Source organism: bacterium (genome assembly GCA_021159335.1).
Taxonomy (GTDB): Bacteria; UBP14; UBA6098; order B30-G16; family B30-G16; genus JAGGRZ01.
The window spans coordinates 1-9,579 of record JAGGRZ010000123.1; the positions used below are offsets into that span (position 1 = coordinate 1).

General features: G+C 44.0%; 10 protein-coding genes. All 10 read left to right on the top strand.

The window, feature by feature from the left end; translation table 11 throughout:
* Positions 1-1,940 (top strand): T9SS type A sorting domain-containing protein (locus tag J7J62_06800; protein MCD6124862.1); only part of this gene is annotated, 1,940 nt, incomplete at its 5' end.
* Between the two features lie 120 nt (positions 1,941-2,060).
* Complete coding sequence (locus tag J7J62_06805; protein ID MCD6124863.1) at positions 2,061-2,966, top strand: NAD-dependent epimerase/dehydratase family protein; 906 nt, start codon at positions 2,061-2,063, stop codon at positions 2,964-2,966.
* Positions 2,967-2,968: 2 nt separating this feature from the next.
* A complete protein-coding gene (locus J7J62_06810) occupies positions 2,969-3,688 on the top strand; it encodes a glycosyltransferase family 2 protein (protein ID MCD6124864.1) in 720 nt (239 codons plus the stop codon).
* Positions 3,685-4,044, top strand: a complete 360-nt coding sequence (locus J7J62_06815; protein ID MCD6124865.1) for a DUF2304 domain-containing protein — start codon at positions 3,685-3,687, stop codon at positions 4,042-4,044. Before J7J62_06810 ends, J7J62_06815 begins: the two co-directional genes overlap by 4 nt.
* Positions 4,037-4,714 (top strand): hypothetical protein, encoded by a 678-nt coding sequence (locus J7J62_06820; protein MCD6124866.1) that lies wholly within the window; start codon positions 4,037-4,039, stop codon positions 4,712-4,714. The genes J7J62_06815 and J7J62_06820 overlap by 8 nt, the downstream gene beginning before the upstream one ends.
* A gap of 7 nt (positions 4,715-4,721) precedes the next feature.
* Positions 4,722-5,417 (top strand): phosphate ABC transporter ATP-binding protein, encoded by a 696-nt coding sequence (locus tag J7J62_06825; protein MCD6124867.1) that lies wholly within the window; start codon positions 4,722-4,724, stop codon positions 5,415-5,417.
* On the top strand, positions 5,414-6,148 hold the full coding sequence (locus tag J7J62_06830; protein MCD6124868.1) for a DUF72 domain-containing protein: 735 nt from the start codon (positions 5,414-5,416) through the stop codon (positions 6,146-6,148). The genes J7J62_06825 and J7J62_06830 overlap by 4 nt, the downstream gene beginning before the upstream one ends.
* A gap of 23 nt (positions 6,149-6,171) precedes the next feature.
* On the top strand, positions 6,172-6,699 hold the full coding sequence (locus J7J62_06835; GenBank protein ID MCD6124869.1) for a hypothetical protein: 528 nt from the start codon (positions 6,172-6,174) through the stop codon (positions 6,697-6,699).
* Positions 6,700-6,790: 91 nt separating this feature from the next.
* Entirely contained in the window at positions 6,791-9,283 is a 2,493-nt protein-coding gene (locus J7J62_06840; GenBank protein ID MCD6124870.1) for a DUF928 domain-containing protein, read from the top strand.
* A gap of 116 nt (positions 9,284-9,399) precedes the next feature.
* Positions 9,400-9,579 (top strand): hypothetical protein (locus tag J7J62_06845; protein ID MCD6124871.1); only part of this gene is annotated, 180 nt, incomplete at its 3' end.

Sequence of the window (9,579 nt, forward strand, 5' to 3'; positions counted from 1 at the left end):
ACCTTAATCCCTCAAGGTCAGATACGGGGCAGGTTTACTACAAGGAGTTCGACGACAAGTTCGTTGTATCTTACATAAGAGTGCCCGAGTTTGGCCATTATTCTAATTTCGAGACTTTTCAGCTTATACTCAATTTTGCTCGGAAGGAGATAATATACCAATATCTTGATGTTACTCGTCTTAACGGCCATACAGCCAATATTGGCTGGGAAAACTCTTCGGGTGATGACGGCATAAGGATATGTAGCTGGGGACCATCAGGAACCTGTCTCCACGATTCGCTTGCGATACGCATCCGCGCCGTCCCTACCGCTACTCCGCCGTATTTCACTGATTTCGAGGATTTTAATGGCGACTTCGCTGGCGACACAGGTTGGGAATGGGGTGTTCCCAGTGGTGTTCCACCTATATTCCCGCCTCACTCGTCAATAAAATGCTGGGCTACCATTCTGTCAGGTAACTACGCGAACAATGCCGATTGGGTACTTAACGCACCACACATAGACGCAACAAATGTTGATTGGCCTATTATTGATTTCTGGCACATATACTCCACACAGACCGGACACGATGGTGGTGTGATTGAAATATCCACCGACGATGGCGCGACATGGATAATAGTCGAACCCGAAGGTGGTTATCCAACCATGATGACCTCAGGACCGCTCGCTGGCGAACGCGCATTCTCAGGCTCTATATCGAGATGGGAGTATATCTCAGTGAACCTTCAACCATACGCGCACAACGAAATTCTCTTGAGGTTCAGGTTTGTATCGGATGCCACAGTAAACGATAAAGGATGGTATATAGATGATTTTGGCTATCACGAAGCATACGGCGTAATAAAAGGGAACATCGACCTTAGATATTTCGATAACGACTCCGGTGCACATGTCGAGATAATAGACCTTGGCAAAGAGGCTGTGACTGATTCATTAGGCAATTTCTTCATAGACTCAGTGGTAACTGGTGTGCATTTCATAAAACTCTGGCGTCCGAGATTTGTTCCCAAAGACTCTATCCGCGTGGAAATACACAGATTCGACACTTTGATATTTATCGATACACTCAACCCCGAACTATACTTTGCGGATTTTGCTGAGGACAATGGTGATATGGTTGCTGACCCTGTTGATGGCTGGCAGTGGGGACGTCCTCTTGCTGGTCCGGACAGTGCATATTCAGACTCTTTCTGCTGGGGGACCAATTTAAGCGGCAACTACGCAAACAATGCCGACTGGAAACTTACAGTTCAGATACCACTTTACGGTGTGGAATATCCAGTCCTTTCGTTCTATCACTGGTACAAATTCAACGGGGAATTCGCAGGAATACTTCTTGACGGTGGCAATGTTAAAATCTCGCTGGACTCGGGCGCCACATGGCAACTCATGTATCCTGTTGAGGGATACGATGGAGTGGTCGGCGGACATAATCCTATTCTGGGTGGACAACCCGCTTGGGGTGGCGAGGGAACAGGCGATTACTGGCACAAAGCTACTATACCAATATACGCTGCCAGAGGTCACGAGTCGGTTCTCATTCGTTTCGAGTTAGGTTCGGATAGATACGGAACACATAAAGGTTGGTATATAGATGATGTTAGGCTTGCGGAGAACCCTGAATATAGAGAGTGGTATGACTCGATTTACGGCATTTCGGAACAAAAGCTCAAAGCGAAGAAACCTTTCATAGGCATTTATCCGAACCCGTTTAACAGTGCGTGCTACATAAAAGTATATGTTGCTGAGCCCGGCGGCGAGGTTAAAATCTGCGATATTGCTGGACACATTGTGGACAGGCTCGGCGAACTATCAACCGCCGGAACGCATGAATTCGTGTGGCGACCTGATGAAAAGGGAATTCCAAGCGGCGTTTATGTGATAAAGGTTACTGGAAACAGCTCAGCAACCACGAAGCGGGTTATTTTCGTTAAATAGTGCGATAACAAAGCGAAAACGCTCTAATTCTTGCCGCCGATATAAATGGATTAGCTTTATTTGTCCGAACTCTTTTCGCGCGGTTAGAAATTAGAATTCCTTCTTGGATTAAATCGTGACATGAGGGCATTAGTAACAGGCGGTGCAGGTTTTATAGGCTCCCATCTGGTCGAGCTTCTTGAGGAAAAAGGCATCGATGTCGTTGTCCTTGACGACCTCTCCACCGGACGGCGAGAAAATCTTAAAGGAACGAAAGCGAAGCTGGTTGTGGGAAGTATTGAAAACAGTATGACCTTGGAGAGCAGTTTACAATATTGTTCTGTCATATTTCACCTCGCTGCAGTGGTTCCGATGTTTGAGGCTTTCAGTAACCCGGCTAAATTCATATCCATTAATACTGCTGGGACAGCTAATGTGCTTTCATATGCTAAAAAATTTGGGATAGAACACATCGTATTCGTATCATCAGCTGCAGTTTATGGCGACAGCCAAAATTTCCCGATAAATGAAGCTGCTCAAACAAAGCCCATGAACCCATACGCAGTTTCGAAACTTGCTGCGGAACAATTATGCACCCTATGGGCGAATGAATTCGGAACAAGTATAACTATAGTAAGGCTCTTTAATGCCTATGGACCTCGACAGTATTTGCATTCAAAGTACTCTGCGGTGATACCAAGCTTTATAAGAAGTGCCAAAAGCAAAAAACCATTTGTAATATTTGGAGACGGTAAGCAAACGCGCGATTTTATATTCGTAAAGGATGTCGTAGATGCGTTATGGTTTTTATACGACCGTAGATATTGTGGCGTAATAAATCTTGCCACTGGAACCGAAACATCCATAATAAAGCTTGCTCAAATTATAGCGGATATGATAGGTGTGGAACCATCTTTTGATTTCAGGGAGCCCAGAAATGGTGATGTAACAAGGTCTGTGGCAGACATAAGTAAACTTGTTTCGCTTGGCTTCAAACCGAAAGTCGATATAGTGGAAGGACTGCGTAAAACCATTGAAGCTTATTAAGTATGAGTGGGGATGTAGGAAAACCTAAAGCAATAGCAGTTGTGCCTGCCTATAACGAGGAGAAAACTGTGGCAGCGGTGGTGAATGAGATTAAAAATTCAGTACCTGATATTGATGTGGTCGTTATTGACGATGGCTCCGAGGACAACACTTTTGATAAAGCTAAAGAAGCGGGTGCCTTCGTAATCAGACATCCTTTTAATATGGGGATAGGAGCAACCGTTCAAACAGGTTTTAAATTTGCAGTCATGCGAGGTTATGATATAGCAATACAAGTTGATGGAGATGGTCAACACGACCCGAAATTCATACCTTACATGCTTGAAATTATTTCTGCTGGAGATGCAGATGTAGTCTCAGGCTCTCGTTTTCTCAAAAAAGAGGGCTTTCAATCATCAAAAATCCGAAGAATCGGAATAAAAATATTCGAACATGTTTATAGAATACTAACTGGTCTTAAAATTACCGATTGCACATCAGGATTCAGGGCATTCAACAGGAAAGCGCTGGAATTCGTTGCAAAAAATTATCCCGAGGATTACCCCGAACCCGAAGTTATAATTCTTATACACAAGGCTAACTTCAGAATAAAAGAGATTCCCGTCGTGATGAGAGCAAGACAAGGCGGCAAAACTTCCATAAAAGGTTTGAAATCATTACATTATATGCTTAAAGTTATTTTTGCATTATTTATGCATGCGTTGCGAAAGGTGGAAAAATGAAAAGAATACAAGTGATGTCTTTTCTCGCGTCCTTGGGACTTTTGGGAATAGTGCTTGAGCTCGTTCGTAGAAGAATGATTAAAGAAAAATTCGCTTTGTTATGGGTTATATCAGTCGTTTTCCTGCTCATTTTCTCATTGTGGGGAAACCTTCTCGAACTTCTCGCAAAAATATTAGGCATATATTATCCGCCATCTGTTCTGTTACCAATAATGATATTTTTTGGCGTTGTGCTGTTCCTTTACTTCTCGGTCATCGTGACTAAACAAGATGAAAAAATAAAAAGTTTAACTCAACAAATTTCAATTTTAGAAGAAAGACTGAGAGAAATCGAGGAGAAGGAACAAAATGATTAAAAAAGTCACATTACTTCTTCTGATTTTTCTTTTGTTCGTCCTTTGCATTTTCTCCTCCGGCTGCCGCAAAGCAAATCCGCCAACAACACCAAAAGAGCCGAATCTTTTCCCCCTCGTCATCAACAACTGGTGGATGTTCAGCGTCGAAAAACACACAGTAGCTGGCACTGCTGACTCGGTAAGCGAATACTTTGAAAAGTGGCTCGTAAGCCATGCCGTTGAGGATACCAGCTCTATTGAGTGGTTCGTGCTCGAGAAGTATCGTTCAGCGTCGCCTGAGTCCGCAGAGGTATTAGTGGATTCCGCATACTACGGCAGGGATTCGCTTTTTATATACACAAAAGCCTCATTTATGGGCGTGAACCTCGATGTAATAGCGTCTCCAAAAAATCCTAAAGAATTTCCGATATGGTCGCAGGATACAACGATAATGGGACTCTTGATAAGGATCAACGGTTCATATGTCGGCGACACGCAGATAATGGTGCCAGCAGGCGAATTCCAAACTTCTAATGTCATGCTGAATGTTGACGCTATAGGGAGAGACACAGTCAATATCGCCAAGGTGTTCTACTGGCTCGGGGACAATGTTGGTCCTGTTATGGTCATCTACAAAACCAGCACTGATTCTACTGTTATGAAACTCTATCAATATCAGGTGCAGGACTAATAGGAGTATGAACATATTCGAACTCAAAGAAGTTTACGCCGGCTATAACGATAACCTCGTCCTCAAAGGTGTGAATCTTGAAGTGCCAGAGGGAGTTCTGGTGCTTCTGGGACCATCTGGCTCTGGAAAATCGACGCTCTTAAGACTTTTGAACCGCCTGATGGACCCGACAAAGGGCTTAATCTTTTTCAAAGGGAAGGCGCTCACGGAATATCCGGTAAGGCAACTTCGACGGAAGGTAGGAATGGTCTTTCAGCAACCCGTCCTTTTTGAAGGTACAGTTGAATACAACATAAAACTTGCAAACAGCAAGCTTGAAAGGGACCAGATAAAAAGGCTTTTGACGGAGGTTATGCTTCCCGAAGATTACATCGACCGGAATGCGGACGAACTGTCAGTTGGCGAGGCACAGCGCGTTTGCCTTGCGAGAACGCTGGCTACAGAACCCGAGGTACTGCTTCTCGACGAGCCGACCTCTGCTCTTGATCCTACCGCCACCAAAACCGTAGAGAGATTGCTTCTCAGACTGTCATCAAAAATACCATTAATATGGGTTACTCACCAAATAGAGCAAGCAAAAAGAATAGGGCATAGAACGGTCATACTTATCGATGGGAAAATACACTGGATTGGGGACCCGCAGGAACTCGAAACGGCAGACGATGAAACCGTTAGAAAATTTGCCGCGGGGGAACTAAAATGAGCGGAAAACTCTGGGTCGGAACATCAGGCTACACATACAGCCATTGGATAGGCAAGTTTTATCCCCCTGAACTTCCGCGGAGCAAGTGGCTTGAATTCTATGCCAAGCACTTCGATTGCGTCGAAATAAACTACACATTCTACCACATGCCCAAGGAAAGCACTGTTCAGAAGTGGCGGGATAATGCCCCAGAAGGTTTTCTCTTCATCCTGAAAGCCTCGAAGCTAATAACCCATAGCAAGAACATAAATAGTGCTACATTTTTGTTACATAAATTCCTCGGTCTTGTCGAGATACTTGGTGAACATGCAGGACCAGTCTTAATGCAGTTTCCGCCATCATTCAGGGACATAGAGGCTCTCGGCAAATACCTTGCAGAGATAAAACCGCACCACAAAGTGGCTATGGAATTCCGTCATGAGGAGTTGCTCGGAAGCGAAAAAGTAAGACAGATGCTTACCGCTCATAATGTTGCTTTTTGCGTTGCTGATTCTCCAAAATACAAACCCGTTTTTGTTGTTACTGCTGACTTTACATATCTTCGATTTCACGGCTCAAAGCAATGGTACGCTTCAAGCTATACCAACGAGGAATTCGAGCCTTTCGTTATTTTTGCTCGGCAGAACCTTTCTGAGGGGCGCGATGTTTTCGCATTCTTCAACAACGATGCTCTTGGTTATGCCGTTGAAAACGCACTAAGATTCAGAGAATTAGTACTTGGAAATAGTTAAAGATGAGGGAGGAGAGGTATTAAATGAAAACTTACATAAAGGCTTTGCTGTTTTTAGGAGTGTTTAGCGTTCTCCATTTCGGATACGAGCTTACAGGGTGGAAATTTCTAATTCCGATTTGTGGAATCAACGAATCAGTTTTTCAGCATCTTAAAATGGCTTTCTGGTCCTATATCATCACAAGCGCACTGGAAAGAATTCCATCGAAAGGCAAGGGTTCGGACTCCGCATCCAAAGCAGAATTCTGGTATTCGCGGTTTCTTTCCGCCGTAATTGTGCCGTGGTTGATTTTTATTCTGTGGTATTTTCTGCCCGCCATTTACGGTCGAGCTAAAAGCCTTTTCGTTGACCTTAGCTGGTCGTTGCTCGCGACATTCACGGCAGCACTCTTTGCCGCCCAGTTAGAACAAGAAATCCAGAAACTTACCCTGAGCAAGGATACAAGGTTGTTGATAATATTTTTGGTCGTCGCCTCTGGATTCCTTTTCGTGTTTTTCACATTCAAACTTCCGTGGATAGATTTATTCATAAATCCTTCTACTATTCCTTGAGCAGTGATTGTTTTGTGAAAAAGGATTTTTATTTGTGAAATTCTTGGTAGGAGATTAGCTTTAATTGTGGGTCACATAAAGGGGGGAGTAGATGCGTAAAGCTTTTCTTTTTCTTCTCATTGCGTCAACAGCCATTTTTGCCCAGCTTTCAATAAAGGTTCAACCACCGCCCACGGATAAATTCACGATGTCCGACCTCTGGCGTATCCAAATCGATAACCGTTATGAGCGGATCGTAAGGGTTTTTCTTCACGCTGAGATAACACAATCAAAATTAGGGCTCATAGCGCGCGCAAACACTAACGATTTCATACTTCGCGCAGGTAAATTTTCAATGTCACTCAAGGACATAGGTGGGCTAACTGAGGAGTGGTATCATCCGGATTACGAAAGTTATATAATGCGCACAGGTGCTTTCCCGCCGGGTAAATATGCTATATGTGTTTCTGCCATTGATGCTGAGACGGGATTAGAACTGGCAAAGCAGTGTTTCGAGCACGAGGTCATTGTCCGCACCCCGCCCAGACCATTGAGCCCAAAAGATGGCGCAAAAATCACCACCAGCACACCTCGATTCACATGGACACATCCCAGACGAGAAATAGAGAAGTTCGTCACATATGGAATAAAAATAGCCGAGATAAAGGAAGGGCAAACCAAGCAAGAGGCTATAAACAGTAATCCGCCAATTTTGATGCAAATAGGCATCAAAAAAACCAATTTTGCCTACCCTGCCGATGCGCCACTGCTTGAGGATGGTAAAAAGTATGTGTGGCAGGTTGGGATATACTGCGATGACAAGGAGCTGATAAGTTCTCAACCGATGTCCTTCACGAAGGTAAAACCCGCCAAAGCCAAGAAGGAAACCGAACAAGCACGAAGAAAAGAGACACTGGCTGTGACGGAAAGTTGTCCGTGTTGTTCGCTTGAGGTATTCGCTATGGTGTGCTGCCCTGAAAAATACGAAAAAACTACCTCGTTCTATCGGTCTCAGAACATAAAGGTTGTTGCGACATACTGCGAACCGGTGGTTGACATAGAAAAAGTGACGAAAATCAAACTTCCGCTTAAAAGCGACATAATGTGGGACCCGGAAGCGTTGCCGCCCGATTCCCTCTCCAAACTAACGGGGATAAAGCTCGAAAACATCGGGATAACAGCTTTCGCTATAGATGACAGCATAGTTTATAAGGGCACGCCGGAGTTCAGCGTTACCAGATATTTTCCAGCCAACATTTTTACCCCAGGAAAGCATACCATAAGCGTAGCCCTCAAGCGTATAGACGGCAGTGTATGCCGATGCACAAAAGAGATAGAAGTAGCCGATTGCCCCGATTTTGATGTAAAAGCTGAAGTGATATTATCAGGAAAATGCTCACCGGTCGAAGCTAAGTTCGTTATCGAGCCTGAGAAGGAGATTTGCGCAGCTAACATTGTCTTTGACACATCAGGAATCTTTAAAGGAGAAGAATTTCTTAAGTGCGGTGGTCTCCCGCTGACGAAGATTTACCACTACAGCGGCTGTAATGACTCGCTGATTGCCTACCCTAAAATAGAGTTAACCACCAAGCATAAGTGCCGAAAAGTGATTTTCCCTGAGCCTATCGTTATAAAGCCCGAGATAGACATCGATACGGGATGCATAAGCTGGCGCTATGTGTGCGACGAATCGACATGGACATGGAACAGAAGAAACATAGAAATAGTGTACAGATATGGTTTCGGGAAATGTAGCGCTATATGTGACAACTACGAGGTAATCATCGACTGGGGAGATGGAACCACATCTTCCAAAAGCGACATGAAAAGCGATTACAGAAGGCACGAGGACAAGTTTCTGCACGAATACTCAAGCTATGGAACATACAAAGTTACAGCGACTTTAAGCAACAGTTGCGACACCGTAGAAAGAAAGTTCACCATTCCCGTGGGACGGCCCGAATGCCGAAAGCTTATTGATGACATAGTTGAGCTTCTGGATACGAGCTATTTTATATCGCAATCGAACGGACTTGATTGCAGTTCCGTTTTTAACCTAATAACCAATTCGCTTTGTGAGAGTGGAATACTGGCGAAGGTCGGCACTGAGGTTAGCGACCCCGTTCATGGGACAAAGGCTAAAATTTGCCAAATCCTTCTGGATATAAGAATATCAAGTGACGAATTCGACCTTAAAGCTTGTTTCCCAAAAAGCTGGGATATAGACAAGATTTATAAAGTCGTCTTGGGCGAGAAGGAATTTAAAGGATTGTTCAAGCGGAGCCGCGACGGCGGAACAGACGAAAAAACTGGGCGCGTGTGGAGATTTTACGAAAATAAAGTCGGAAGCGCTAAAATAACCTATATACCAGCAAAGGAAGGTAAGAAAGCATATTTTGGCTTTACTTTCTGTGCGGGCGATTGCAGCTACTGTCCGGAAAAGTATAGGGTCTGCAGAGTTATATCCAACCTTACCGAGAAGAAAGCTTCAAAACTTATTAGAGAGCTTAGAGGGGGTAGAAGTAGAACTGTTGATATATCGGAGACCTCCTCGGTTTTGTTTGAGGTTTGCGTTTGCTGTCCGCCGGGTGAATGTGAAAGATAACCGCTATAACAAAATTTCTTGTAGTGAGCGACAAAATAAATATTGACACAAAAGTTTTTTGATTGTTTATTTAGTAAGTAGCAAGTAAGGACCGTGGGCAAAAAAGGAGGTAGGTAATGAGGTATGTAGTTTTGTTTCTTGGATTAGTTTTGCTTGCTTCGTTCATGATTTTTAGCGGTTGTAAAGCCGGCAATGTGGCGCAGTTCCAGCAGAAAATCGACGAATTCGTTAGCAAACTTGACAGCCTGACAGTTAAAGTTAATGATTTGGAGGCGAAGGTAACTGAACTTGAGAAG

What these genes read in the sequence shown, in the direction of transcription:
- J7J62_06835 (MCD6124869.1), top strand. Translation starts at nt 6,172, where the DNA reads ATGAAAACTTACATAAAGGCTTTGCTGTTTTTAGGAGTGTTTAGCGTT.
- J7J62_06805 (MCD6124863.1), top strand. Translation starts at nt 2,061, where the DNA reads ATGAGGGCATTAGTAACAGGCGGTGCAGGTTTTATAGGCTCCCATCTG.
- J7J62_06810 (MCD6124864.1), top strand. Translation starts at nt 2,969, where the DNA reads ATGAGTGGGGATGTAGGAAAACCTAAAGCAATAGCAGTTGTGCCTGCC.
- J7J62_06840 (MCD6124870.1), top strand. Translation starts at nt 6,791, where the DNA reads ATGCGTAAAGCTTTTCTTTTTCTTCTCATTGCGTCAACAGCCATTTTT.
- J7J62_06815 (MCD6124865.1), top strand. Translation starts at nt 3,685, where the DNA reads ATGAAAAGAATACAAGTGATGTCTTTTCTCGCGTCCTTGGGACTTTTG.
- J7J62_06820 (MCD6124866.1), top strand. Translation starts at nt 4,037, where the DNA reads ATGATTAAAAAAGTCACATTACTTCTTCTGATTTTTCTTTTGTTCGTC.
- J7J62_06825 (MCD6124867.1), top strand. Translation starts at nt 4,722, where the DNA reads ATGAACATATTCGAACTCAAAGAAGTTTACGCCGGCTATAACGATAAC.
- J7J62_06830 (MCD6124868.1), top strand. Translation starts at nt 5,414, where the DNA reads ATGAGCGGAAAACTCTGGGTCGGAACATCAGGCTACACATACAGCCAT.